We start from the raw sequence: 25,519 nt of genomic DNA on the forward strand, positions 1-25,519 counted from the left end.
TTCTACAAATATTTCGGTGCTCTGCACCTTTTCTGTTGTTTTAATTATTTTGTTTCTACAAATACTTCGGTGCTCTGCACCTTTATTGAACATATCAACTTCGTACCCCTCTAATGGTGCAGAGCACCCTAATATTTGTAGAAATCCATCATCTTAAATCAATCTTCCGAAGGTGCGGAGCACCGAAATAATTATTGTATATCCAATCTATGCGTTTTTAAAATCAGGCAATTGAATCAAAGCGCCGCCTTGCAAAGCCGATTCATGCGCGAGGATACCAACACTTGTCCAGTTTGCAGATTGCCATGCATTCGGGAACGGGTCACGATCTTCGATAAGCGCGGCAATAAATTCATTAGCCAAATGTGGGTGTGATCCTCCATGGCCGCCTCCTTGTACAAATGACAGGTGTGAATTGTCGTCAGCATCGTACACACCATGTCCCGTAAACTGCTGAATTTCTTCCGGCAGCAAATGCGCGTAATCCGGCGTTTTTACATGCTCAGCGATCTCATGTTCAGGTTTTTTAGCAGTATGTATCACAGGATCTTCTCCTTCGATCAACGGCCATTCGAAAGATTTTTTGCTTCCGTAAACTTCAAAACTTTCGCGGTATTGACGCGCCACATCAAAGAGTGAGCGGTATACATACGCCGATAAATCGCTATCCTTGAACTTGATGTGTGCTGATTCTACGGCAAAAGGAGAATTATGGATTTTTGCTAAATCTTCGCTGATCGTTCCAGAACCGAAGCAGGATACATATTCCGCTTCCAGTTTTAATAATCCTGCAACCGGCCCAACGCAATGCGTCGCGTAATGCATTGGAGGCAAACCTGGCCAGTAGTCAGGCCATCCTTCCATATCCTGTTGGTGACTGGCTTTCAGGAATTGTATTTTACCCAGTTCTCCTTTTTCGTATAATTCTTTCACAAATAGAAATTCACGGGCATAAACCACCGTTTCCATCATCATGTATTTCTTGCCTGTTTCTTTGCAAACCTTAACAATTTCCATACAATCCTCAACGCTGGTTGCCATCGGTACAGTACAAGCCACATGTTTGCCGGCACGAAGGGCTTTCAGTGTTTGCTCCGCGTGATTTGGAATTGGTGAGTTAATATGAACCGCATCTACCTTTGGGTCATTCAAAAGGTCTTCATAACTTGTGTAACGAACATCAATTCCATACTGGTCGCCTACTGCGTTCAATTTTGACTCGGTACGCTGGCAGATTGCATACATATTAGCGTTCGGATGACGCTGATAAATAGGAATAAATTCAGCTCCAAAACCGAGACCTACAATGGCAATGTTAATTTTTTGTGACATATTATAGTAAAGGATTAAAGATTCGGATAAGGTTGTAAGGCTATAATTGAAAGCACCAGCGTGATCTTTTCAGGACATTTCCGATGTAACCCTGAGGAACGAATTGTATTTTGCCTTGCTCTATTATTAACAATACAATTTTACAGCAAAATAATGCTAAAAACTTTACGTCTTTTGATTAGTACTAACTGTATTTTGACTTGTTTTTAAATTCGTGTCGCCTTTTAAGCAAAATAAAGCTATAATGAAAAAATGAGTAATATTCTTTTTAACAAAAATTATCCGCAAGAGAAAAACATGATCAGACCGGCAAAACCTGAGGATGCACCGACCGTTGCACCATTAATGATTCTTGCTCTCGGGCATATTGCGGGTATTTTTGGGGGTTCAGAAAATCCTGATGATGGCATCCCGTTTGTTGAAAATTTTTTCAGACAAGATAAAAACCAGTACAGTTATGCGAATACCCTGGTGTATGAAAATGAATCAGGGATTGTTGGTGCCGTCACTGGTTATGATGGGAAACTACTCCACGAATTAAGACAGCCTATCCTGGATGAATTGCATAAATCGGATCCTGATTTTTACCCGAATGATGAAACTGAAGCGGGGGAATATTATCTTGATTGTGTAAATGTCAACGCAAGCCAGCAAGGGAAAGGCATAGGTAAAAAATTGATTACTGCATTCTGCGAACATGCTTTTTCTCTCGGCTTTGACCGGGTTGGGCTTATTGTAGATACGGGAAATCCGTCAGCGAAAAAATTGTACGAAAACATTGGTTTTCAACAGGTAGGAAAAAGGGATTTTATGGGACATCAGTATTTTCATATGACTAAGGAAAAGCCAACAGCTGATTACTAACCGCTAAATAGATTTAGTTGGAGAGGAAAAGCAGTAACTTGTGTCTTCTAACTTTTAAGAAGAAAATTTAATGAAATCGCGGCTTATATCTTTGGATGTCCTGCGTGGACTAACAATCATCCTCATGACGATCGTTAACAATCCCGGTGACTGGGGACATGTATATTCTCCTTTGCTTCATGCGGAATGGCACGGTTGTACACCGACGGATCTGGTTTTTCCTACCTTTCTTTTTATTGTGGGGGTGTCTGTTGTTTTAGCAACTTCGAATAAAAGCCTGAACATAAACGCAATACAAAAAATACTCACCAGGACATTACGGATTTTTTGTCTTGGATTATTTCTAAGTTTTTTCTCGAAAATTCAGGCTTTTGGGTTGGAAGGTTTACCTCTGCTCGGCGTTCGATTAATAATAACAGCCATCATTGTAGCACTTCTTTTTAGGGACTATGATCGAAGACTTCAGTTTTATTCGGCAGTGAGCATTTTTACAATCATGATGTTACTCGCTTTCGGTGGATTTGCTCATTATGAAAACGTGAGAATTCCAGGTGTTTTACAAAGAATCGCGATTGTATATCTGATTGTCTCTTTACTGTATTTAAAAACGAATTGGAAAACACAGGCTGTTTTCGGTTTGATTGTTTTGCTAGTCTATTGGGCCCTGATGACTTTAATTCCCATTCCCGGAATTGGCGGTCCCAATTTTGAGAAAGGCACAAATCTGGCTGCATGGCTGGATAATTATTTGCTTCCCGGGCATTTGTGGGCAACTTCAAAAACCTGGGATCCGGAAGGGATTCTTAGCACGCTCCCCGCGATCAGCACGGGTATTGCCGGACTTCTCGTCGGAACATTATTGACAAATCATTTATCAAAAGACAAAAAGGCGTTATATCTGCTTATCGGATCCGTCTTTGCAGTTGTTTTAGGTTTGCTATGGAATATTGTTTTTCCTATCAATAAATCACTTTGGACAAGTTCATATGTATTGTATGCGGCTGGAATTGCATCTGCATGTCTGGTGGTTTTGTATTATATAATCGACGTTTTAGGTATCTCCGGATGGACAAAATTCTTTGTAATATTTGGTGTCAATCCTATGGTTGTATTTTTCTTTTCCGGAATTATCCCCAGAGTTTTGAGTAGCATACTGATCGATAATCCGGGAGGGCCGGACCATGATCCTATCACTTTACAGACTTATTTTTATCAGTTTATTCTTTCGCCACTTTTTTCAAATCCGGTCAATGCGTCACTTGCTTACGCACTGACTTATCTGACTTTATGGTATGTGATCTTGTATATCCTTTACCGTAAAAAACTGGTGTTCAGGGTTTAGAGTTCTGTGTTGAAATTTTGCCTAAATTGCTTTTTTAAAAAATTTAAAAAAGTCTGATTACGCATAATTTCGAATGATAGAACGTAGAACATTTTTGAAAACTTCTGCTCTGGCTGCTGCGGGAATTGCCGCGGGAAACTGGTCGTTTGCTAAGGGAAGTCCGGATGATTTTCCAACCGTAAGAATAGCTGCTGATCAACGCAGTTTTAAAAGTACCGCCGTTGAAGCGACGATAACAAGAATGAAAAAGGTGATTAAAGATCCCGAACTCGCCTGGATGTTTGAAAACTGTTTTCCAAATACTCTCGATACAACGGTTCATTTCAAGCCGATTGATGGCAGACCGGATACATTTGTTATTACCGGTGATATCGATGCGATGTGGCTCCGCGATAGTTCGGCGCAGGTTTGGCCATATCTGCCGTTGATGAAAGATGATCCGCAATTGCAGGAAATGGTCGCCGGGCTGATCAACCGTCAGACAAAATGTATTTTGATTGATCCATATGCCAACGCATTTTATGATCAGCCGAAAGAAAGTGAGTGGACGTCCGACAGGACGGCCATGAAACCAATGCTTCATGAGCGAAAGTGGGAGCTTGATTCTCTGTGTTATTCCATTCGTTTATCATATAATTACTGGAAAACGACGGGAGATATCAAACCCTTTGATGCCGACTGGTTAAAGGCCGTTCAATTGATTTTACAAACCTGCAAGGAGCAGCAACGTAAAGAAAATCGTGGTCCTTATACATTTGGGCGTAGTACGGCGTGGTCTACGGATACAGTTCCAGGGAATGGATATGGAAATCCCATTAAACCGGTTGGCCTGATTGCAAGTACTTTCCGTCCATCGGATGACGCTGCGGTTTATCCATTTTTCATTCCTTCAAATTTTTTTGCAGTCGTATCTTTCCGTGAGGTAGCAGAACTTTTGGAGAAAATAGCGAAAGAAACTAAGCTCGCTAACGAGTTTAAGGCACTTGCCACGGAAGTTGAAAATGCATTGAAAAAATATGCCGTATATCCACATCCGCAATTCGGTAAAATCTATGCTTTCGAAGTGGACGGATTTGGAAATTATTTATTGATGGACGACGCCGGAATTCCTGGTTTGATCAGTATGCCATATCTGAACGCAATGTCGGTTAAAGATCCGATTTATGTCAACACAAGAAAATTTGTACTGAGTGATTCTAATCCGTATTATTTCAAAGGAAAAGCAGGGGAGGGTTTGGGAAGTCCGCATACTTTGATCGACCAGATCTGGCCAATGGGAATTATAGCGCGCGCGATCACTTCAACGGATGATAAAGAAATTGAAGCGCAGTTGAAAATGTTGAAAAATACGCATAATCATACAGGATTTATGCACGAATCGTTCGACAAAAACGACCAGTCAAAATTCACACGCAAGTGGTTTGCCTGGGTTAACACACTTTTTGGTGAGTTGATTTTGAAGCTGGAAAAAGAACGACCGCATCTTCTGGCGAAGGTTTACTAGGGTTAATATCTCCTATAACAGAACGAGCATCGAAATTTAAATCGGAACTCGTTTTGTTTAAAAGTTTAGTGCGAATTAATGTTTCCGCTGTTCAGATAGTCGCATAGGTTACATAACTGTCCTTTATCCGTCCGATGGCGGAAAAAGCCATCGAACGGAGCGGCCGGTCGGACGGGTTTTTCGCCGTCCGACCGGTAAAAAAGATACTATTAAAACGCGACAGGTTTTACAATCTGAGGATTCTCAATGTTGGATTTGATAAAAGACAAACCGTCGCGCATTAACTGCTCTTCCGATTCAAACATTTTTCTCCAGATGTTAGCAACAGGTAGTTTTGGACTAAATGCTTCAATACTAATCCAGCCGTCATATTTCAGATCGCGGATTGCACCAAAGATTCCTTCCCAATCGACATTTCCTTTTCCTGGCGTCGACCGGTCATTTTCTGAAAGCTGTATGAAGGAAATTCGATCTCCCATTTTGCGCATCGTGTCGCCGATATTTTTTTCCTCGATATTGGCGTGAAACGTATCAAACATAATCTTACAATTAGGGTGATTAACGTCATCGACAAAACGGATGAGTTCATCACCGCAACTTGTTAGGTATAGTTCAAATCGATTTAGATATTCCAGGCCTAAAGTGATATCAAGTTCGCCAGCGTAATCGGCTAGCTCTCTGATGCTGTCGACCGCCCATTTCCATTCATCCGCTGTGGCTGGCTGTCCGGTGAAAACACCTAATGCTGAATGATAAGGACCCATTAATTTGGTAGCTCCCAAAACAAGTGAGCAGTCCAATGCACGTTTCAAATGTTCCAAGGTGGCTTTCCGCATGGAAGGGTCTTGGCTGATCAAATGATGATCGGGACCGCAAATTGTGTCGGTTTCACAAGATAATCCAATATCATCCAGCTTTTTACGGAATTTAAACCAATGTTCAGGATTGGTATTAAATATTGGCACCTCAATGCCGTCAAATCCTATTTCTTTAATCAGTTCAAGGGTAGGAAAGAGTTTATCGTCAATTTGATTTCCCCACAACAGGAGATTCATGCTATACTTCATGCAGATTATTTTTTTTAATACAATTTTACAACAACAAAATACTAAATACTTTTCCTCTTTTGATTAGAACTAGCTGTATTTTGACTTTTGTTTAAATATGTTCATTAATTTTGGCAAAATTCAGACAAGTCAATAATTCCTATGAAAGCGCCGATTCATAAAAATGTAGAAAGTCCGGTAAGGTCAGTAACGGTTCATGAACTTCGAGAACATCACTTTGATCCAAATTGGCATTTTCATCCTCATTATCAGCTATTTACTGTTTTGGAAGGCACTGGGAAAAGACTGATCGGAGATTCTATTCAAACTTTTGAACCAGGCGATACCGTTTTTCTCGGCCCGGACATCCCGCATTTATGGCGGAGTGATCCGGCATACTTTGGAGGTAATTCCGATCTGTTTACCCATGGAGTCGTTCTTTATTTTCAGGAAGACTTTCTTGGTAAAGATTTTTTTGAAAAGCCAGAAATGCTTCATTTAAAGCAGCTTTTAATTGATTCAAAACGAGGAGTTGAATATAAAGGAGCGTTACGGGATCATATCCGGGAAGAACTTCTGGAATTAAGAAATGCAGAAGGCTTCCACGGGATTTTACGATTATTGACTTTGCTCGATAAACTTGCCCACGGTGATGCGGGCAGCCCAATTGCCAGTTACGGCTATGTTAATACCTATAAAGTTTCGGAAACGGAACGCATGCAAAAAGTGCATAATTACGTTCTTCAGCATTTTGCACAGGAAATCCGGTTGGGAGATGTTGCATCGCTTGCCGGGATGAGTGAAGCTGCCTTTTGCCGTTATTTTAAAGCGCGTTCAAATAAAACTTTCATTGACTTTGTAAACGAAATACGCGTCGGCCACGCCTGTAAATTGTTGTTGGAGGACCAATGGACAATCGCGCAGATTGCATACGACAGCGGGTTCGATTCGCTTTCCAATTTTAACAGAAATTTTAAAAGATATATCGGACATACGCCGCGCGAGTATAAAGGGAATTATGATTGATTCGTTACATTAACTACAATTTTCCGTCAGTAGGAAGAGCAGAAAATTTTGAATCTGCGGAACCAGACCTTACTGATATGGAATTGAATAAAAGTTTGATTCAGGAAATTAAATTAATGATTCTGCAAAGCCGTGAAACGGCAATCAGAGCAGTGGATAATGCCAGAGTGCTGATGTATTGGCATATTGGTAAGCGTATTTTTGAAGAAGAACAGAAAGGTAAAGACAGAGCTGAGTAAGGAACTTATTTAATCAAGTCACTTGCAAATGAGCTTTCACCAGAATTTGGAAGTGGTTTTTCTTATCGGCAATTGAACTGGTACCGGCAGTTTTACCGCCTGTTTCCAATTGTGTCCGCACTGCGGACACAATTCAGCTGGACTCATTATAAGCTTCTTTTACCAATCGAAAATGAAGATAGGAGAGAATATTATATTCTTGAAAGTGTGAAAAATACATGGACTGCATGTCAGCTTGAAAGGCAAATTAAATGAAAAAGATAGATACTTTCAGGACGAAATAGATTCGAACTTTTTTATAATTTTATGCTCTTACTTTCGTAGTTCCATAAGGTCCTCGCTGAGGCCTTGATAAAGTTGCACTTGCTTCTTTGTCTCCGATATAGTCTTCCTTTTTAGGATCCCATTTGAGTTTTCTGCCAAGTTTCATAGCTGTATGAGCAATCAGACAAGCTGAGCAGGAACGTTGCGCAATTTCTGCGTGACTAATCGTTTGCTTACCACTCTGAATACTTTCAATCCAGTTCTGATGTTGTTCAGGACTTTCGTACAAATGAACCTCATTTTGCCCGATTACTGATCCTAGAATTTTTGGATCACTTGCATAAAATGCCTTGTTCTCTTTTGCCGCCGCCGCTGCGCCAGGGTCAGATGCGGTTACTCCCACATTTCCACGCGAAACAAAGATCCAGCCTTCGGTTCCTTCAAATTTTACGCCGTTTGGATTTGTTCCCCCGATTTCCATTTCGACGCCGTTCGCGTATTTTGCGTTCACTAAAAAATCGCCGTGAACATCCCACAGGCCCGACCCCGGAGCGGGGAATGTGGCTTTTCCTTCAATTTCAATTGGGCCCGTAAGTTCAGTATCCATTCCCCAATGGGCAATATCAATGTGGTGAGAACCCCATCCTGTGATCATTCCAGCGCCGAATTGTTCAAGTCGAAGCCAGCCAGGGCGCTCGTTCAGCATATCTGTTTGAGAGTGTACGCGATCCAGTGTGTAATAAATGTCAGGAGTTGAGCCCAGCCACATATCGTAATTCAAATTAGAAGGAACTGGCATTTTCGCGGGATTGCCTCCGGCAGGATCGCCTGGAAGACCCACATATACTTTTTTTAGTTTTCCAATTCTTCCGTTACGGACCAGTTCACAAGTTCTTTTAAATTGTGGCCATGGGTTCATCGAACGTTGCTGGCTTCCAAGTTGGAAAATAACCTTTTTCTTGATCACCGTATCTGCCATTTGCCTCCCTTCCCTGATCGTCAGAGAAGTTGGCTTTTGCATATAAATATGTTTTCCTGCTATGGCCGCTTCCATTGCCGGTTGCGCATGCCAGTGATCGGGCGTACTGATTATGACCGCGTCAATATCTTTTCTTGACAAAATTTCATGATAGTCGTCGTATGTTTTTACATCCAGGTATTTTTCCTTCCCGGTGCGTTCTGCATATTTTTTCTCAATCCATATTTTTCCTTGTGCCAATCTATTTTTATCAAGGTCTGCGACAGCAATAACATGCGCCGCTTCATTTTTTATTACCTCCGGTAAATCGTGAGACGATCCGATACGACCAAAACCGATTTGCCCGATATTTATCTTATTACTTGGCGCATTTTTTCCGAAAACACTGGCAGGAACAATGGTCGGGAACATAGAAGCGGCAATGATTCCAGCTGTGCCTGTTCCAGCAGTTTTAAGGAAAGATCTTCTGCTTTGATTTTTTTCTTCTGAGCTATTCATTGGATTCAGAGGTTTAAGAGTTGATCGGATCAGATAGTGATGCGAATATCAGGGGATTTGTCAGATGGTCGTTCCATAGGGCGCTGCCCCATGTTAAGATATGCCGGCCTTTCAGGCCTAATTCGTTCGAATGTCGTCCGTTGGAGATTTGGCATAGGCTTTGCCATAATTTCGTGGCTTTTGCGATCCTATCGCCCACTCGATTCCCCCAAGAATATGTTTACGAAGATCTTCCTTTAAATAATCTTCCTTTTCATGTCCGATAGACGTATAAAATGCTCTTCCGCCATCGTATTCATGCCACCAAACGGACGGGAACACAGTACCAAAAGTATCCAGTGCCTTTCCGGCTGGTTTCTGAATTGTGGTATGATCGTTAACCGCCAATACATTCAGATTTACACTCATTTCTTTTAAGAAATAAAATTCATCTTTTTCACGATTCCACTTTTGGGGCAAATGTGAAAGTGAAGGATTTTTTGAATCCAGGATATTCACTGAAAAGCTTTGTCCGGGTTCGTGCCAGAAGAACGTTCCGCCAAGCATATTCTTGAACCATCGCCAGCTTCTTTCCGTACCGCATGCAGAATGTAGTCCGACGAAATTTCCGCCGGCCTGAATATATCGCATCAAGGCAACACGTTGCGCATCCGTATCAAAAACATCGTTATTGGTATTTGAAAAAACCAAAGCGTCATATTGTTCGAGATTTTCATCTGTGAATTTGGACGGATCTTCACTCACATCAACGGCAAAGCCATGTTGTTTTCCCAATGCCTGAATTGCTTCAACAGAATTGGCAATATTGTCATGCACATACCCTTTACCATTTTTGGTATAAACCAGAATTTTTACTTTGTTCCATTTAATTTTTTGTGCCTGAACTGGAAAGCTGAAAAGTGCCAGTGCAAGCAGTAAGACAAGACTTGTTAACTTTTCATAAACTGTTTTTTTCATTACTGGAATCTTTATAAGGTTAAGGAATAAATTGTCTTAGAAACCGATGGAATTCCCACCGTCAACCGGGAGCGAAACACCCGTAATGAATTTGGCTGCACTAGAGGCCAGAAATACTGCCGCCCATCCGATATCATCCGGTTTTCCCCAAGTCCCCATCGGAGTGCGATCCATCGCTTTGTCCCTGCGTGACGGATCGCCGTTCATGGCAGTCAGCATCATAGGTGTTTCGATAAATCCGGGTGCTACTGCATTTATCCTGACATTATAAGGTGAAAATTCTGTGGTCAGGGCTTTCACCATTCCGCCCACAGCTGATTTGGATGCCGTATAAGCAACAACACGATCAATACCGTATAAAGCGGCCATCGAAGTAATCATAATGATAGAACCGGATTTTCGTTCGATCATACGTTTTCCGCATTCGCGGGTCATTGAAAAAACAGCATGCAAATTGGTTTGAACGATCCGGTCAAAATCGGCGTCAGTAACTTCCACCGCAAATTTTTTCATATTGATCCCGGCATTATTTACCAAAATATCAATAACACCACATTGCTTTTCAATTGTCTCAACAAGCGCTGGGATCGTGTCTAGCTGCGTAATATCATTGACGAAATAAGTTGCTTTTCCCCCTAATTTTTCAACAGCTTCCTGTAAAACGGATTCTCGCCGGCCAGTTAAAACAACACTGGCACCAGCCTGTACCATACATTCGGCAATGTAAAAACCGATGCCACTTCCGCCGCCGGTAATCAGCGCAGTTTTCCCCGTTAGAGAAAAAATTGAGGATTGAAAAGTTTCTTCTTTAACTAATGATTCAGGCATTTTATTAAAATAGTGAATAGTAAAATTTATGTGTCCGACTGCTGACTATAAAGATCTTGATATTCCCAGCTCCAATCCGCGCAGCTCGGCAAGGGCTTTTAAACGTCCGATAGCGGAGTAGCCAGGATAAGTTTTTTTCTGTAAATCATCCAACATCTGGAAACCGTGATCCGGGCGCATTGGCAGGCTATCATCTGAATATCCGGCTTTTTTTCGTCTTTTTTCTTCCTTCAATATCGCTTTCACAACCTCATACATATCCACGTCACCATTCAAGTGTGGCGCTTCATGAAAATTCCTTGTGCCTTCTTCGCGTTTTGTAGTTCGTAAATGCACAAAATGAATTCGATCGCCGAATTTTTCAATCATTCCTGGAAGATTATTGTCTTCTCTAACGCCCAGGGAACCCGTGCAAAAAGTAATTCCATTCGCTCTGACGTTGCTGGCCTTCATCAATTTCGAGAAGTCGGACTCCGTGCTTACAACACGAGGAAGTCCCAGTAGCGACCTTGGCGGATCGTCCGGGTGTATGCAAAGGTTAATTCCTGCCTCCTGTGCGACAGGGGCAACCTGAGAAATAAAATGATAAAGATTTTGTCTCAATTGAGCGTCGTCAATTTCAGCATATTGATCCAGCAGACTTTGAAATATGTTCAGATCGAAAGCTTCCTCTGAACCTGGCAATCCTAATAAAACAGTATTCGTAAGCACAGAAAGCTGGTAAGATGACATGCTCTGATATTTACTTTCTGCCGCGATACGTGTTTCCGGCTCATAATCTTCTTCTGCGTTTGGCCTTTTTAATATAAATAAATCAAAAATGGCGAAATCAACCCAAACGAAACGAAGGGTTTTTGAACCTTCCGGCATTTCATAATCAAGTGAGGTCCTGGACCAGTCAAGCACAGGCATGAAGTTATAGCAGACGGCTTTTATGCCGGAAGCGGCAAGGTTTTTCAAAGACTTTTTATAATTGTCAATATAGAGCTCGCGTGACGGAAGCCCTTTTTTTATGTCCTCATGTACTGGTAAACTCTCGACAACAAGCCATTTCAAGGGAGAATATTGGCCATTCTTTTCTTCAATAAGCCTTTTTCTTTCTCCGATGGCTTGGGAGCTCCAGATATCTCCAACCGGAATCTGATGCAGAGCGCTTACAATCCCGCTGCATCCTGCCTGGCGGATATCCATCAATGAAACCGGATCATTTGGGCCGAACCACCGCATAGTATGTATCATGCTTCGTATTGAAATTGGTTGTTAGTTCATATGCGTGATTTACCTGAACGAATGAGTAGGTAATAACGGAAATTTGTTTTCAGGTATAAATATCTAAATATTAATTTGCATTGCAACCGATTGCATTAAATTTTTTAAACCATCATTTTGTTGCTATCTTTCATTTCAAATCTCAACTGTCGTTGCTGCAATGGAAAAAGAAGTTACCATATATGATATTGCTAAAATTCTGGAGATCTCTCCGGCGACGGTGAGCAGAGCTTTAAATGATCATCCGGCCATAAACAGTAAAACAAAAGTGTTGATCAGTGCGAAAGCCATGGAAATGGGATACCGGTCAAATACTTTTGCGAGTAATCTTCGACGTCGTAGTACCAATACGTTAGGCGTTATTGTTCCTCGTTTAAATAGCCATTTTATGTCCGCCGTTTTGGCAGGAATGGAACAGGAAGCAAACGAGTCGGGTTATAATCTACTGATCAGCCAGTCTCTGGAATCGGCAAAGAAGGAGATTTCTAATGCCAAAACGATGTTTAACAGCCGTGTTGATGGTCTGATGGCATCCGTGGCTTATGACACGGAAACCTTTGAGCATTTCGAAAATTTCATAAAAAAAGGAGTTCCGGTTTTGTTTTTCGACCGGATCATCGACCATCCGAAATGCAGTGGAGTGGCAATTGATAATGTCCTGGCCGGTTACGAAGTTACGTCTCATTTGATCAGCCAAGGGTGTCGTCGCATTATGCACGTTACCGGAAATCTCAAAAGGAATGTTTACTCCGGGCGGCTAAAAGGGTTTCAAAATGCAGTTCTTGAACATGGATTAAAATTAGATGATGACCTTGTCGTGGTCACAGATCTGTCTCAGGAAGCAGGAAAATTTGTAGCGCAGAGAATCAGTGAAATGGAATTTCAGCCGGATGGAATTTTTATTTCCAATGACCTTTGTGCTGTAACATGCATGAAGGCATTAAAGGAAAAAGGCTATTTAATACCAGACGATATCGCAGTGGTTGGCTTTAATAATGACCCGGTTTCGCAGGTTATTGAACCTAATCTGACAACTGTTTACTATCCCGGACAGCAGATGGGAGAGGTCGCGGTTCGTAGTCTGATTAATCATTTAAAAGGAACGCAGCCAATAGATGTTTCGGAGACAATTATCTTACGATCTGAATTGATAATCAGAGGGTCGTCCACGAAAATGGCGGTTAGTTATTAGTTACGCTCTAATTCCGTATTTATTTTCTCTACCATCTCCACAGAAACACCTACTAAGGATGCAATTTTCAGTGCCAGGAAAATTCTGTTCAAATTTATTTGGTTTAAATCGTGTGTAATAATCCATGAAAATCGCAACTGCAGTAATTGGCTTTTTGTATTTATCGAAAATCCGGTATAAATGAACATTCTCTCGGCAAAATGTCTGTTGTTGTAACGCTGGACTTCAATATGAAACCGTATCCATTGCTCTGATCCCGATATAATAAAAATTTTGATCAGCTTGTCCACGAAGCGCATAGCATACTCATCATGCTACTTTATATTCTCTCGAAAAGTTTTAAGAATCATTCGATTAAAATACTGCACTGTATAATATTTGTGTCAATAATATTTACAGTTTGTTATTTTAATGAATATAATTTTATAAATATCTGCGAAGTTGTTTTTCTCCCATTTTCAGATTTTACAAGTCTATTGAAAGCAAACATTTTTCCGTCAGGTGCCCAGACAATATTGGTCGGAGCTGGATTTGTAGATTTTGTTAAAATTTCGACGCGATCTTTGAAGGGATTTTTTTCAACTTTGCATAACATAATACTACCGTTCCAAACATAACTAATATGTTTTCCGTCGGGATGCCAGCGTAAATTTCCCGATACACCGGATTCATGTTCAGTTAGTTGAAAGGGTTCGCCGCCAGTTGAGGAAATCACATAAACCTGTTCAAGGCCATTCTCATCTTTTGCGAAAAATGCAAGGAAGTTTCCGTCAGGAGAAGAACGGACGATTCCTGAGCATCCAGGGTATTTTTGATTAGCCGTGAAGGTTAATCTGCGTTGAGCGGCTCCTTTGGGCGGCATAGGGAAATCATCAACAGTTCCTTCTAACGGTCCCAGATCGCCGGGTATGGTAATATCTTCCGGAATATCTACGATAAAAACTTCGGATATACTTTTTCCATTTTTATCCGCAACCGTACCAAGAAAAGCTCTGGCTAGTTGTATTTTTCCATCAGGGCCACGATAGCCATTCGAGCCAACCCAGCTGTCACTGGCGGCGTGACTGATTTCATCACTACCAGGTTTAGGTTCAGGCACTACGCGAACCACCAGTGCACTGAACCATTCCCCGGAGATATTTTCAGAATTTTTATCGACCGATACCGGACTTACTTTTTTCGAAACCCCAATTGTTCTCAGATTTCTTCTGATTCCCGTGGAGTCTTCCAAAGCTTTCAGAATCGCATCGTTATAAGTAAAGCCAATCCATTTCCCATCTCCGCTCCACTCATGCCGATGGGTTCCACCCCGCAAAGCTCCGGCCGTAAAAGGAGGAATAACATCCCGGGAATCCATATAGATCGGTACGTGAGGATTGGAATCTTCAATAATGACACCTGTTCTGCGCCATTGCTGATAGGGGTTTTCCCTGGTACTATTTGCTAGTCCATGAATAAATACAACCGAATTGCTTTTTGGACTGAAACTAACTGCACCCGCGCCAGGACCCCATAATTCGTTATTTTTAATGTTAAAAAGTACTTTTATCTCACCTGTTTCAATATGCACTTTTTCGATTCTGGCCGAAGCAGCAATTCCTCCATCATCAGTTCTTGTGTCGTAAACCAGCCAATTACCATCCGGTGAAAAATTATCATTGTTATCCAGATCATGATTGTATGCAAGATCGCTGGTAATCTGTTTTTCGTCGGTTTCTTTTTTTGGTTGGAAGGTAGACATGGAGAAAATTAATAAATACAGATACAAAGATAAGCTGTTCATGGCTTTGGTGCTATTTGGCAGGTGCGCTGATGATGCCCAAAAATCTTCCCATCCAGTAAGGCAGCAGCCAGATATCACCCGCACTTTCTTCGGAAGTACCACCAACTCCATTTCTGTCGAGGTCAAAAGTATTGCTGTTGTGGCGTTTAACTGGTCTTTCGTCTGGCGGCAATACTTCTTTTGTCGTTTGTTTACGGAAGTTTGGCTCAATGAGACCGATGTCTTTTCGATGACTGTTTTTAATCGACCAATTGATCATGTCAAGTGGATATTCCTGTAAATACCAGACCGCTTCTTTTAAATCAAATTCATCCGTTCCGGTCAATGCTGTAAAAATATTCCATGCACCTTCTTTCTCAGGACGCTCCGCCTGCCAGTGGTCAATGATCTGTTTTTTATATGCAGTTTTTAACGTGTCGTTAAATGCATACCGATATAAACCCCAGTATCCCACAAAGTACATTTCATCATCTGAATGATTCCAGCCATCTGACATATGTTTTGCGTGCTCATCGGCATCTTCCGGCGCTTTTCCGATCTCACTCATCGGGCGCATCATGTTTTCATAATAGCCGAATTTATTCATCAGCTCAAACGCTTTTATCTTATATTTTTCTTTGTTGGTAAAATGATAAGCAGTTTGCAGCATTGAAATAATATTGGAAGAATTCAGTTTTCTGTCGCCAACATTGGTCGGGAACGAATTAACATACTTTGGATTCCATTTTCCCCACATCGTAGGTTTTCCGTCAAAATCGATCAGATACAAATCATTTTTTAAAATATGTGACATTACTGTATCGATCAGGGTAACTGCCCGGGTTTTCATCGAAGGATCATCTACCAGTTCGGCCATGGCACCGAAGGCAAAGATATGGCCTATAATTTCGTCACTGCTCGTCGTAGATTTCCAATCCCATTCCTTTTCAGTGCTGTGCTGCCAACGTTCCGAATCAGAAAGACTTTCGATATGGCCGCTTCGTTCAAAAGACCTGGCAGGAAAACCTGGGACAGGATTTACCGTGTATAGTCTTTCCATGGCTTCAAGGGATTCTCGGCAATTTTGAAGCGCGGAGGAATCTTTTGTTACAGCGTACCGAAAAATTTCTCCACCCAGATACATCGAGGTCCAAAGCCCGTCATTGTCCGAGTCGGACATATAACCGGTCGCCAGATTTCCTCTTTCCATATTGTCCAGCGCGGCGTTAAATCCATTCCTGATATGCCTTAGCCGTACTTGTTCTTCAAAGTAAACAGCCTTTTCTTCGAGCGTCATTTCTTTAAACGCAATTTGGCCCAAACCGGCAGTGGTTAAAACTAGAACGGATCTACCAGGTCCTGCCGAAATATGAATTACTTTATTTCCCGGTAACCATCTTTCGCCATTATAATAATCGTATTTTCCGCTGTCACGCATGGCAAAAGCGCCCTCATTTGATCCAAACCATATTTTCCCATTGACTTCCTTAATGGCGGTAATATTGGTAACGGGAAGTTTTTTATTGATTTCGCCTGTTTGTTTTTTAGTTGCAGGGTCAAACGTCAGATACCCATCTGTTGTCCCGATAATAATTTTCCGGCCTTTTTCTACAATGTCAAAAGACGTGAAATTTGAACCATTCAAAACTGTTGAAAACTCATTGTCAGTTGATAACTGCGACATAGTTTTTTTGCCGAGAATCCAAAATGTGCCTGCTTTTTCGTCATAACGTATTGCCAGAATTTCGTCTCCCTGAACAGATCCGGTCCAAATATTTTTTGAATCTTTTATAAGTTGAAGCGTCTTTCCGTCTGAAACGAGAAAAGAAAAGTCCTTACCACCTTCAAAGATTCTAGCGGCAGTCAAAGTGTGTCTTGAAAATAATTTTCCGGCCCAGGCATTGCTGAAAACTACAGAATCACTCAGGTAAACAAACTGATTTTGATAAGTTCCGGTGGCAGAAATTTTCTTGTCGCCCATAAACCGGTAAGAATTATCAGGCAGAACCGACCCATGGTATAAAAACTGGCCTCCAAAGGGATGTTTAAGTCCTTCTTTTGAGAGAATTTTTATTGAACCATTGCGATCTGAATAAGCTTTCAGAAGCGTTACTTTGGTCGTATCAGAATAATATTTGATACTATAATCCTGCAAAAAGGGATTGTCCGTGTGGACTGGCTGCTTCATCGAAGGCTTGCTGCATGACAAAAAACAGACCGCGGTAAAACAGACGACGAGAGTGAAAGAAAAAAAATTTCGCATATAGAAGAGGTAAAAGAGAATTTTAATTTCTGATCAGATTTCTGGGATCAACAACAACATATTTTATTGATTTTTTCTGCTTTTCAGGATGGTAGGAGTAGGTCATATGCAATAACCCATCGCCGGTCTGTATCAGAGACGGATAAGAGTAACTACCTTTTTCAGATAAATCATTTTCAACAAAAGTTTTCCATTTCCAGGTCTTACCTTCGTCATCCGAAATCCGTAAGCTCAGTTGATGTCTGCCGTCATCGATATCATTTCCCAGAAACGCCCATTTTCCATCCTGCAAAACCAGAAGTTCCACACTTGCCGTATTAGGTATATCTGTTTTCGAACTTGCCGTCCAGCTTTCACCCTTATCTTTTGACTCGCTGATATGAACACGATTCGGATCGTCGCCGCTATCACGCATGAGGGCCACCAGATTTCCATTTTTTCTTCTGGCCAGAGCCGGCTGGATCGGTCCGCGGCCGACTACCGGCAATCCGGGGCGCCAGGTTTCGCCGTTATCATCGGAAATTGCCATCATGGAAAGATTAAAACCATCAGAATAGAGTGGTAAAACAATTCGGCCATTATCCATCAAAAGTGGTTTGATACGCGTCATCCAGCCTATACTTCTTTTTGTAATATCTTTACTTGCTTCGATAATCATGTCGTCGTATTTCGGCGCATAACCTGCCCAGCCAACGTTTGATTCAGGCATTGTTTTAAATTTTGTTACAATTTCCTCTGAAAAAGTTTTGTCGGGTTTTAGTAAAATATTATCCTGCCAGTTCCAAACAGGCGCGCCTGGCTTTTCAAAATCAATTGAAGTTTTAACACGTAGAATCGATTGTTCCCAGAGATTTGCCTGAACCGCGATCCATACCAAAAAAAGTTTTCCATTGGCGTTTAAGAATAACACGGGATTGCAATCCGGTATTAGCGGCGTATCTGCCATCAAAAATGGCTCACTCCACACTTTTCCTCCTTTTTTTAAACGGGCACCCATGATTTTTACATCATCGGCGGTTCGTTCACCACTGCCCTGAAACCAGGCGGCCAGAAAATCTCCATTTGGTAAATGAACCAGGCTGCTTGCATGAACGTGTTTTTCCTGCTGGGGGAAAATTAACATGTCATGGACAACATTCTTGTCCTGTGCGAATGATTCAGTTAGTACCAGCAGACAGCCAATAAAAAGCGCAATAAAAATTTTCATAGAGTAGAGGGCACTTGGTCAGGATTTTGAAGCGAAATCGATATTTTCCTGAAACAGAAGTGATAGTAATTTTTTATACTGTGAAAAATCAGGAATTAATAATTGAGCTCCGGCACGTACAAGGCGAGGTCTTTTCGCCGGGTTGCGACCAAAACGCTGCAGTTCGTTGCTTGTGATACCAACTGAAATCCCGCCTGCACGTCGGCCCTCTCTTATTTCATCTGGCCCATCGCCAAAAACGGCCAGCTCGTTGCCTTCCAAATGATTATCTTTGATGATTTTTTCAATGATCATTTTTTTAGAAAACTTAGTATAGTCTTTCAACGCACCATAAATTCCACCGTCAAAAAGACGCGCATATCCTAACATTTCAGCTTCCTTGATTACATCCGGCTCGTCCGTCCCACTGGCGAGATATAGTTTAACGCCACGCTCTTTCAGTTTTTGCAGAAAAGGAACAGCACCTTTTATCGTGTAATCTTCCTGGCCCAATTCTCCGGATTGTAGTTTTTGTACCCGTTTGCTGACCATTTCCATTAACCCGGTATTGTACAATTCTTTATACTGATATTTGTCAAGAACTTCACTTTCAGGGACAAAGCCAAACTCACGGACCAATTCTATGAGACCTTCCATCTGATAAATCGTCTGGATACCGGTTGTTTTTTGAATAAATTCCCGTACGCGCTCCTGGACACTATGAAATATTCCCGGATCGACCGAACTATACTGAGCGCCCAGAATCGATTTCATCATAACGGGCTCCATAATTTCTTCCCAGCCTTGTCGCAGAGAACTGATTGTTCCGTCATGATCGAAAACGGCATAGCGGATTTTTCCTAAATGATTGATAATTTCGGAATCACAAATCTCGAATTCGGTGCCTTCGAGATAAATTGCCTGACGTTCATTCTCAGCCAGATCTGCATTATAGACAAAATCAGGTTCAAGGCTTATTTTTAGAATTTCCCCGGCAGTCGCGGTGCCAGTTGTAAATAGTTTTTGAACGGTGACGGCTGCAGCAAAGTTGGCAAACATTGCTGCCTGGCCGACTGAAATCCCTGCAGCCAGGCAAAGCGTAATAGCACTGATCGTCGTGTCTCCGGCTCCAACAGTGTCCAGTTTTCCTTTTAATTGCAGACCCGGAATTTCATAACTGCCTGTTGCGTCAAAAGCCAAAATTCCTCGTTCTCCGCAGGTAACGAAAACTGGTTTCTGCGATTTATTGAAAACCGCAGCACCGTATTTTTTTACGTTGCTTGTAGAGATTAGTTCACCTGCCCTAAAAGAGATGCCGAGCAAAGAAGCAATTTCCCGATCATTTACTTTCCGATAGGTATTCTCAAATCGGTTATTGTAGTGCCGTGAATCCAGCATCACAATTTTTTTGTCATACCTTTCAAAAATGATGTTTGCTTTTTTTATAAACGATTCATTATTTATACTTCCCAGAACCTGCTGATTAAAAATCAGTGCGTCATATTCTTCCAGCGTTTCTTCAATGGACTGTAAAATTTTTTGATCCGTTTCAAGGTTTCTCTCATTGAACAGCCCGAAGTCAATTCTAGGTTGTTCCTTGCCGTCGACATGGCGTTTTAAATAACTATAAGTGTCAAAATTTTTATCCTGGATAAAAAGAGAAGTCGTGTCCGCACCCAGATTTTGTAATTGCAACGTCAGCTCTCTTCCATGAATATCATCACCGACTACACCGATAACTTTGATTTTTCCAGGTTTTAAAGCAGCCAGATTGGCCACAACATTTCCGGCACCTCCCGGACTATAATAATGCTTAGAAACAGCTTCCGCTTTTAAACCGGTTTCGATTGAAATTTCTGAACCGCGTTTGTCCATAATCCAGTAGGAATCCAGGCAAAAATCGCCGTAGACTGCAATCTTGACAGCTGAGATTTTCCTCAGGATATTTTCGATCTGAATTTGATTCATCGGCGATTCTACGATTTGGTTGCTGAGCCAAAGGTTTGGATACCCGGCAATTTTCAGTTTGAGATAATACTCTTCTTTATCAGAGGTGGGCTATTTAGAGGGTCCTAATTTTAAAAATTTCAGATGAATTTCTCTGAGGTTTTGGGGTAAAAAATACTTTTAAATATTAGAATTAACGCCTTAAAAGAATGCAGAAAAAGAGGGTTTAAGTGTTTAATGAAAAATTATCATTATGATTTCGTTAAAAAAATCTCGTTTGCGCAAATTGAAGATATTTTTACGCAAGTTGCGATCTGAATTTGAAATTGTGACTGTAAATTTATAATCACAATTCTACTGGCACCGATCAAAATTTAATGTTATTCTAATTACTAACAGCAAAATATGCTTTTAATAATGGAGCTTTTTTGCAAATTTATTTCATAATAAAAGTCATATTCCCATTTATAGAGTGCTTTGAATATTGATTTTTTCGATGATTTTAATTGCATTAATTTATTAAAAAATAAGAATAATCACTTACTGTAATATTGTAAGATTTTAGAAGGAACCCTTTTTAAATTTGATAAAACCTTTACTATCGTGGCCCATCCTGACGAAAATACGCTGATTAAAGTCACGCAAGGTGATGAATCGGCATTTGCAGAGCTCTATAATTATTACAAAGTACCGGCATTGCGGTTTTCAATCTCCTTATTGAAAGATGAAGAAGAGGCTGAAAATATGGTGCAGGATGTATTTTTGAAAATTTGGATGAAGCGAGATCATATCAAACCGGATTACAACTTCAATTCATACCTTTTTACTTGTCTTCGTAACATGGCTTTCGATCATTTCAAAAAGCTCGAAAAAAATGAATTTCTGCGTAAACAGTATATGGAGGTGATGAAAGTTGCAGCTGATGATGAAAAAGAAGAAAAGGAGCGCCGGATTCATCTGATCCAAACTGCAATTGATTCTCTTTCTCTCAAAAGAAAGCAGATATTAAGGCTGAATATTGAAGAAGGGAAGTCTTATCAGGAAATTGCCGAGTTTTTAAGAATTTCAAAAAATACTGTTAAGAATCAACTGGTCAAAGCCAAACAGATATTAAGAGAAAAGGTTGATTTTGCGACTGTTTAAGATCGCATCAACAAAAAATATATTACTCCCACGACAACTCTACACGAAGAAAGATTCCTAAACCCAGAAAAAGGAGCCATTTGGCTCCTTTTTTGTACTAAGAATATTAAAATTAATTTTATTTCAGTTCGGATAATTTTTCCAGATCCAGATCGGCCAGGATACTTTTCAATTTATCCATCGTAATATTATTTCCGTTAACATTAACAACATACCGATCGCCGATGAGCACATTCAGCTCTCCGGATTTGCTTTCGTTATTGTACTTTTCAAAGCCTTTGTAACCTTCCAGCTTGGTTGTTTTTTCATATCCGTTATCGGTTTCTTTGTCGATGTCGGCCATCGTCCATGCTGCGAGCGCCATGGTGGCAACGCCTGCAACGCCGCCGGTATCGAATATTTCAACGTGAACAGAAGCATCCGAGTCATCTGTATACCTGGCCTCAGCTCTGGAAATAGTGAAACCCATCGCTCCGTTTTTTTCTCCGGAAGATTCTTTTTTTGATAATCCTTCGACTGTTTCCGGTAGTAATTCTTTCAGTTTACGAAAGTCAATAGGATCGACCGGCTCTTTGCTTTGCATCTCTTTAGCTTTATCGGCAAACTGCTGCAATGCATCGGCTGTACTCTTAGACTCTTCCTTTTCCTCCGTCTCCTTGTTTCCGCCACAGCTGGAAAAAAGGATCGCGGAGGCGACAGTCATCGTTAAAAAAAAATTCTTTTTCATAGGAACAGAGGATTGATTATACAGGTTAAATACGATTGGACTAAAAAACTACTCTATTTGATTATCATTTAGTTAACCGCAATCCTGTAAGCATTAACCGACCTTCTGGATCGTATGATTTCTGGACTGGATAATGAAATACAAACCTAAAATTACAACAGGAATACTTAATATCTGTCCCATGTTGAGAGCATAATTTGCTTCGAAAGCTTCCTGATTTTCTTTCAAAAATTCATACAGGAATCGTAGTGTGAAAACCCACACGAAGAAAATTCCTACCAGGAGGCCACGGGGTGTATTTTCCTTGAACTTATTCCACAAAGCAAGCAGAATAAAGAAAAGCACAAAGCAGGAAATCGATTCGTAGAGTTGAGCCGGATGTCTTGGAATTTGTAAAAATTCAGTATTTTTCATGAAAATGAATCCCCAGGCCACATCAGTAGGACGACCGACAATCTCTGAATTCATAAGATTTCCCATCCGTATAAACGAGCCGGCAAGTGCTACCAGAATAACCATCCGATCAGCGACCCAAAGAAAGGTCTGTCCAGTTGCTTTCCGTGCTCTGGAATAAAGAAAAAGTCCCAGGACGATCCCGACCACTGCTCCATGACTGGCCAGTCCGGCGTATGGCGGAAGAATTACTTCAAGCGGATTTTTGAAAAGAACCTCTGGTTCATAAAATAAAAAGTGACCAACACGGGCTCCCACAACGGTTGATATCACCATATACAATGTTAGCGCATCAATATCTTCAAGCGGTTTTTTCTCTTTTTTGAAAATATGGATCATGATTTGCTGACCGATCAAAAAGCCGGCTGCGAAAAGAAGTCCATACCAACGAACCGGGAAAGGGCCAAAACCCAGAAATTGAGGTATTGTAAAGATTTCGGGATTTACGTCCCAAATTATATAGGAAATCATGCGTTTATGATGTTAATTGTCAAAGTTAATATTTTACACAACGAAGCAAAATGAAATTTTTACTCATTGGATTGGTCCGGATTTATCAGGGTGTTTTATCACCTTATCTGCCTAATTCATGCCGTTATACACCCACCTGTTCGCAATACATGATTCAGGCAATTCAGAAATATGGAGTAATAAAAGGCGTTCCAATGGGTTTGAAACGATTTTCCCGCTGTCATCCCTGGGGTGGACATGGTCACGATCCAGTTCCCTGATTTTTGATCAAGGCACAATCGAAAATTACCCGATTGCGACTTTTCTCAATATCGAGTCGATGATCGTTGTGGTTTTTACTCCATCCGCCTCCGCTTCATAATTCAGCATGATCCTGTGATTCATAATATCCGGAGCAAGCGCTTTAATGTCTTCCGGCAATACATAATCACGGCCTTCCAGATAAGCCAATGCTTTCGCCGCGCGGTTCAGATAAATAGTTGCCCGTGGTGAAACACCAAACTGAATATACCTTGCCTCATCGCGCAATCCATATTCCAAAGGTCTCCTGGTTGCAAAAACAAGTTCGATAATGTATCGTTCCAGTGTTTCCGAGATATTTACCTTATTGACATTTTCCCGGATCGCAAAAATATCCTGTTTGTTCAAAATGGGCTGAATCTGATAATCAAATGTGATGTCAGACATGCGGCGCATCACTTCAAGTTCTTCCTGTTTGTTGAGATAATCGACATAAACTTTCATCATGAAACGGTCGATCTGAGCCTCAGGAAGTGGATATGTTCCTTCCTGTTCCACCGGATTCTGCGTAGCTAAAACGACAAAAGGTTTGTCGAGCAGATATGTCTGATCGCCAATGGTTACCTGTTTTTCCTGCATTGCTTCAAGTAAAGCCGATTGTACTTTTGCGGGAGAACGGTTTACTTCATCTGCCAGAATGATGTTTGAGAAAATCGGTCCTTTCTTTACTTCATAATCTCCAATCTTGGGCTTGTAAATCATGGTTCCGATCAAATCAGCTGGCAGAAGGTCAGGTGTAAATTGGATACGTCGGAAATCCAGCTGCAGAACTTTTGCCATGACATTGATCGTCAGTGTTTTGGCTAGTCCGGGAACACCTTCCAGGAGTATATGGCCACCGGTAAAAAGTCCGATAAGCAGGCGATTGAGCAATCTGTCCTGCCCAACCACCACCTTACCCATTTCATCAAGTACTTCTTTTATTTTTTCTAAATACATGAGGCGTTATTTTTAACACGGAGTATACCGGGTTAGCACGGAAATAATTCGAGAGGCCGTTGAAAAAATTATTTCCAGACAGCTCTTACGAAACGGTCTTTTCCGTGAATGTCGCGCAGGATCTCGACCTGCTGATAATTTCTCTCTTCAAAAACCTGCCTGGTTCCTGCGCCAAAATGTTCATTGATCTCAACATAACATTTTCCTCCGGGCTTGATATGGTGCACACCAAAATCAGCAATGGCTTTATAGAATAGCAATGGATCGCTGTCTTCCACGAAAAGTGCTTCATGTGGCTCGAAACGAAGTACATTGGGACGCATATGTTCTGCTTCCGAGTAGGTTACATATGGTGGATTACTTACCAGACAATCAAATTTGATAACATTGCCGGGTAACGGAAAGGTTACATTTAACATATCCTGCTTTGCAAACTGAACGTCTGCGATAAGCTGGCGGGCATTTTCACGAGCAACCGAAAGCGCCTCATCCGAAACGTCCCACGCATGAACTGTAACATGAGGAAGAAAACGCGCGAGAACGATGGCAATACATCCGCTTCCTGTACCAATATCCAGGATCGATACGTCTTTATCCGGTTCGGCATAATCCCGTGTAACCATCTGAACCAATTCTTCCGTTTCCGGACGTGGAATCAAAACAGATGAAGAAACCCGGAATTCGAGACCGCAAAATTCTGTCGTTCCGATGATATGCTGAACAGGCTCGTTATTGTTCAATCTTGAAATTATATTTTCCCAGTCGGGCTGCGCCGTATTTTCAGGAACTGGCCTGTCAACCAGCACATCGATATTTCTTAACCGCATATAATGCTCCAGAAGCATGAAGGCTATGGCCTGGGATTCTTTAGGCGGATAAACATTAATTCCACTAACAATATGTTGATATAACTGACGAGCCGAAGTCATTTTTAGTTGATTTTTTATTCTGATGTCGGAAAGTTAGCAAATTATAAGAACTCACGAAA

Annotated in this window: 23 protein-coding genes; 9 read left to right on the forward strand and 14 right to left on the reverse strand. The window is 41.2% G+C overall.

Translation table 11 applies throughout. The features are described 5' to 3' along the window. Positions 1–207: 207 nt before the first annotated feature. A complete protein-coding gene (locus tag BMY70_RS27405; RefSeq protein ID WP_090341048.1) occupies positions 208–1,332 on the reverse strand; it encodes a Gfo/Idh/MocA family protein in 1,125 nt (374 codons plus the stop codon). Between the two features lie 252 nt (positions 1,333–1,584). Between BMY70_RS27405 and BMY70_RS27410 the strand changes: the two genes are divergently transcribed. The 3 genes from BMY70_RS27410 (at position 1,585) to BMY70_RS27420 (ending at position 5,042) form a co-directional block, all read left to right on the forward strand. Next, complete coding sequence (locus BMY70_RS27410; RefSeq protein ID WP_090341050.1) at positions 1,585–2,196, forward strand: GNAT family N-acetyltransferase; 612 nt, start codon at positions 1,585–1,587, stop codon at positions 2,194–2,196. 70 nt (positions 2,197–2,266) lie between these two features. After that, complete coding sequence (locus BMY70_RS27415; protein ID WP_090341052.1) at positions 2,267–3,538, forward strand: acyltransferase family protein; 1,272 nt, start codon at positions 2,267–2,269, stop codon at positions 3,536–3,538. 73 nt (positions 3,539–3,611) lie between these two features. Next, a complete protein-coding gene (locus BMY70_RS27420) occupies positions 3,612–5,042 on the forward strand; it encodes a glycoside hydrolase family 125 protein (protein ID WP_090341055.1) in 1,431 nt (476 codons plus the stop codon). Between the two features lie 209 nt (positions 5,043–5,251). Here BMY70_RS27420 and BMY70_RS27425 read toward each other — a convergent pair whose 3' ends face one another. After that, entirely contained in the window at positions 5,252–6,109 is an 858-nt protein-coding gene (locus BMY70_RS27425; protein ID WP_090341058.1) for a sugar phosphate isomerase/epimerase family protein, read from the reverse strand. A 141-nt stretch (positions 6,110–6,250) separates the two neighbouring features. Between BMY70_RS27425 and BMY70_RS27430 the strand changes: the two genes are divergently transcribed. From BMY70_RS27430 to BMY70_RS31770, 3 genes are all read left to right on the forward strand, one after another. Beyond that, the gene (locus tag BMY70_RS27430; RefSeq protein WP_090341060.1) at positions 6,251–7,114 is read left to right on the forward strand and encodes an AraC family transcriptional regulator; all 864 of its coding nucleotides are present in this window, start codon (positions 6,251–6,253) and stop codon (positions 7,112–7,114) included. A 77-nt stretch (positions 7,115–7,191) separates the two neighbouring features. Then, positions 7,192–7,353, forward strand: coding sequence for a DUF1016 N-terminal domain-containing protein (locus tag BMY70_RS31765; protein ID WP_218148685.1), 162 nt, complete (start codon positions 7,192–7,194; stop codon positions 7,351–7,353). Between the two features lie 12 nt (positions 7,354–7,365). After that, a complete protein-coding gene (locus BMY70_RS31770; protein ID WP_218148687.1) occupies positions 7,366–7,608 on the forward strand; it encodes a DUF1016 N-terminal domain-containing protein in 243 nt (80 codons plus the stop codon). 49 nt (positions 7,609–7,657) lie between these two features. On the opposite strand, the gene BMY70_RS27440 is transcribed toward BMY70_RS31770, so the two are convergent. The 4 genes from BMY70_RS27440 to uxuA form a co-directional block, all read right to left on the reverse strand. Continuing rightward, positions 7,658–9,094, reverse strand: coding sequence for a Gfo/Idh/MocA family protein (locus tag BMY70_RS27440; protein ID WP_090341062.1), 1,437 nt, complete (start codon positions 9,092–9,094; stop codon positions 7,658–7,660). Positions 9,095–9,211: 117 nt separating this feature from the next. Further along, a complete protein-coding gene (locus tag BMY70_RS27445) occupies positions 9,212–10,051 on the reverse strand; it encodes a ThuA domain-containing protein (RefSeq protein ID WP_090341064.1) in 840 nt (279 codons plus the stop codon). A gap of 36 nt (positions 10,052–10,087) precedes the next feature. Continuing rightward, entirely contained in the window at positions 10,088–10,879 is a 792-nt protein-coding gene (locus tag BMY70_RS27450) for an SDR family NAD(P)-dependent oxidoreductase (RefSeq protein WP_090341065.1), read from the reverse strand. A 45-nt stretch (positions 10,880–10,924) separates the two neighbouring features. Further along, on the reverse strand, positions 10,925–12,118 hold the full coding sequence (gene uxuA / locus BMY70_RS27455) for a mannonate dehydratase (protein ID WP_090341067.1): 1,194 nt from the start codon (positions 12,116–12,118) through the stop codon (positions 10,925–10,927). Positions 12,119–12,308: 190 nt separating this feature from the next. Between uxuA and BMY70_RS27460 the strand changes: the two genes are divergently transcribed. Further along, positions 12,309–13,340 carry a LacI family DNA-binding transcriptional regulator gene (locus BMY70_RS27460; protein WP_090341071.1) on the forward strand — a complete coding sequence of 344 codons (1,032 nt, stop codon included), beginning with the start codon at positions 12,309–12,311 and terminating at the stop codon, positions 13,338–13,340. A 403-nt stretch (positions 13,341–13,743) separates the two neighbouring features. Here the strand turns inward: BMY70_RS27460 and BMY70_RS27470 are convergent, their stop codons facing one another. Genes BMY70_RS27470 through BMY70_RS27485 form a run of 4 tightly spaced genes read right to left on the reverse strand, consistent with a single transcriptional unit; the run spans position 13,744 to position 20,519 of the window. Then, positions 13,744–15,123, reverse strand: a complete 1,380-nt coding sequence (locus BMY70_RS27470; RefSeq protein ID WP_090341077.1) for a DUF3748 domain-containing protein — start codon at positions 15,121–15,123, stop codon at positions 13,744–13,746. Between the two features lie 10 nt (positions 15,124–15,133). Then, a complete protein-coding gene (locus BMY70_RS27475) occupies positions 15,134–17,365 on the reverse strand; it encodes a ligand-binding sensor domain-containing protein (RefSeq protein ID WP_090341079.1) in 2,232 nt (743 codons plus the stop codon). A 22-nt stretch (positions 17,366–17,387) separates the two neighbouring features. Next, positions 17,388–18,572 carry a sialidase family protein gene (locus tag BMY70_RS27480; protein WP_090341081.1) on the reverse strand — a complete coding sequence of 395 codons (1,185 nt, stop codon included), beginning with the start codon at positions 18,570–18,572 and terminating at the stop codon, positions 17,388–17,390. An 18-nt stretch (positions 18,573–18,590) separates the two neighbouring features. Continuing rightward, entirely contained in the window at positions 18,591–20,519 is a 1,929-nt protein-coding gene (locus tag BMY70_RS27485) for a PfkB family carbohydrate kinase (protein WP_090341083.1), read from the reverse strand. A 582-nt stretch (positions 20,520–21,101) separates the two neighbouring features. Here BMY70_RS27485 and BMY70_RS27490 point away from each other — a divergent pair. Beyond that, complete coding sequence (locus BMY70_RS27490; protein WP_090341086.1) at positions 21,102–21,641, forward strand: RNA polymerase sigma factor; 540 nt, start codon at positions 21,102–21,104, stop codon at positions 21,639–21,641. Positions 21,642–21,759: 118 nt separating this feature from the next. Here the strand turns inward: BMY70_RS27490 and BMY70_RS27495 are convergent, their stop codons facing one another. Continuing rightward, positions 21,760–22,368, reverse strand: a complete 609-nt coding sequence (locus BMY70_RS27495) for a hypothetical protein (protein WP_090341087.1) — start codon at positions 22,366–22,368, stop codon at positions 21,760–21,762. Between the two features lie 93 nt (positions 22,369–22,461). Continuing rightward, a complete protein-coding gene (lgt, locus tag BMY70_RS27500; protein ID WP_090341090.1) occupies positions 22,462–23,292 on the reverse strand; it encodes a prolipoprotein diacylglyceryl transferase in 831 nt (276 codons plus the stop codon). A 50-nt stretch (positions 23,293–23,342) separates the two neighbouring features. Between lgt and yidD the strand changes: the two genes are divergently transcribed. After that, complete coding sequence (gene yidD, locus BMY70_RS27505) at positions 23,343–23,552, forward strand: membrane protein insertion efficiency factor YidD (protein ID WP_090341092.1); 210 nt, start codon at positions 23,343–23,345, stop codon at positions 23,550–23,552. A gap of 25 nt (positions 23,553–23,577) precedes the next feature. Here the strand turns inward: yidD and BMY70_RS27510 are convergent, their stop codons facing one another. Beyond that, the gene (locus BMY70_RS27510; protein ID WP_090341094.1) at positions 23,578–24,531 is read right to left on the reverse strand and encodes an AAA family ATPase; all 954 of its coding nucleotides are present in this window, start codon (positions 24,529–24,531) and stop codon (positions 23,578–23,580) included. Between the two features lie 68 nt (positions 24,532–24,599). Continuing rightward, positions 24,600–25,460, reverse strand: coding sequence for a peptide chain release factor N(5)-glutamine methyltransferase (gene prmC, locus BMY70_RS27515; RefSeq protein WP_090341096.1), 861 nt, complete (start codon positions 25,458–25,460; stop codon positions 24,600–24,602). Between the last annotated feature and the right edge of the window lie 59 nt (positions 25,461–25,519).

It is taken from the genome of Dyadobacter koreensis (assembly GCF_900108855.1).
GTDB lineage: Bacteria > Bacteroidota > Bacteroidia > Cytophagales > Spirosomataceae > Dyadobacter > Dyadobacter koreensis.